This is a genomic window from Xanthomonas sp. SHU 308 (genome assembly GCF_000364645.1).
Classification (GTDB): Bacteria; Pseudomonadota; Gammaproteobacteria; order Xanthomonadales; family Xanthomonadaceae; genus Xanthomonas_A; species Xanthomonas_A sontii.
The window spans coordinates 1-1,312 of sequence record NZ_AQOK01000601.1 but is presented as its reverse complement, the minus strand read 5'-3'; the positions used below and the strand labels follow the sequence as shown (position 1 = coordinate 1,312).

Genomic DNA, 1,312 nt, shown 5'->3' with positions numbered 1-1,312 from the left:
GCACCGCCGCCACCGCGGCGACCGCCAGCAGGCGCGCGCTGGCGGGGGTCATCGCGCCGCGCGCAGCAGGGCGTCCTCGACCACCGCCTGGCTCAGCACCGGCGGCAGTACCGTCGGCGGCGCGCCGGGGCCATAGACCACGTACAGCGGCACGCCCACTGCCTTGTGCTCGGCGAGGAAGGCGCTGATGCGCGGATCCTCGTTGGTCCAGTCGCCCTTCATGTACACCGCGTCCACCCGCTTGATGGTGTCGCGGAACGCGTCGCTGTCGAACACGTTGCGTTCGTTGGCCTTGCAGGTGACGCACCAGTCGGCGGTCATGTTGACGAACACCACGCGGTTGTCGGTGCGCAGGCGGTCGAGCATCTGCGGCGAATAGGCCACGGTGTTGCGCTCGACGCTGGCGCTGGGCGGCGGCAGCCGGGTCACGCCCCAGGCCGGCACCAGCGCGGCCAGCAGCAGCACGGCGGCCAGGCGCATGCCGGTCTTGTGGTCGCGCCAGCGCGCGCGCTCGAACCACCACAGGCCCAGCGCCAGCAGGGTGGCGCCGATCAGCAGCAGCGCCACCGCGTCCACGCCGCGCTGCTTGCCCAGCACCCACAGCAGCCAGATCGCGCTCAGGTACATCGGGAACGCCAGCACCTGCTTGAGCGTTTCCATCCAGGCGCCGGGCTTGGGCAGGCGCCTGGCCAGCGAGGGCACGAAGCCGATCAGCAGGAACGGCAGCGCCAGGCCCAGGCCAAGGGTCAGGAACACCAGCATCGCCATCGCCGGCGGCGCGGTCAGCGCATAGCCCAGCGCCGGGCCCATGAACGGGCCGATGCAGGCGCTGGACACCACGCAGGCCAGCACGCCGGTGAAGAAGTCGCCGACCGGACCGCTGCGCGTGGACAGCGACTGGCCGACGCCGCCGAGGTTGGCGCTGAGGGTGAACACCCCCGACAGGCTCAGCCCGACCACGAACATCAGGTACACCAGCACCGCGACGAAGCCCGGGCGCTGCAGCTGGAAGCCCCACAGCAGCCGCGCGGCCACGGCGATGCCGCCGACCACGGCGAAGGAGGCGAGCACGCCCAGCGTGTACCACAGCGCATGGCTGCGGGCGCGGCCGCGGCTCTCGCCGCTCTGCGCCAGGCCCAGCACCTTCAGCGACAGGATCGGCAGCACGCACGGCAGCAGGTTCAGCAGCAGGCCGCCGCCGAGCGCCAGCAGCAGGATCCACAGCAGGTTCTGCGTGGCCGGCGGCGGTGCGGCGCTGCGCGCGGCGTTGTGCGCCGAGGCGTCCGGCGTCGCCGGCAGGGCATCGGCGGCC

General features: G+C 72.8%; 1 protein-coding gene. It reads right to left on the bottom strand.

Features of this window, described 5'->3' with window-relative positions:
- Nucleotides 1-48: 48 nt before the first annotated feature.
- Nucleotides 49-1,312 (bottom strand): thioredoxin family protein (locus D588_RS0117190; RefSeq protein ID WP_017916859.1); only part of this gene is annotated, 1,264 nt, incomplete at its 5' end.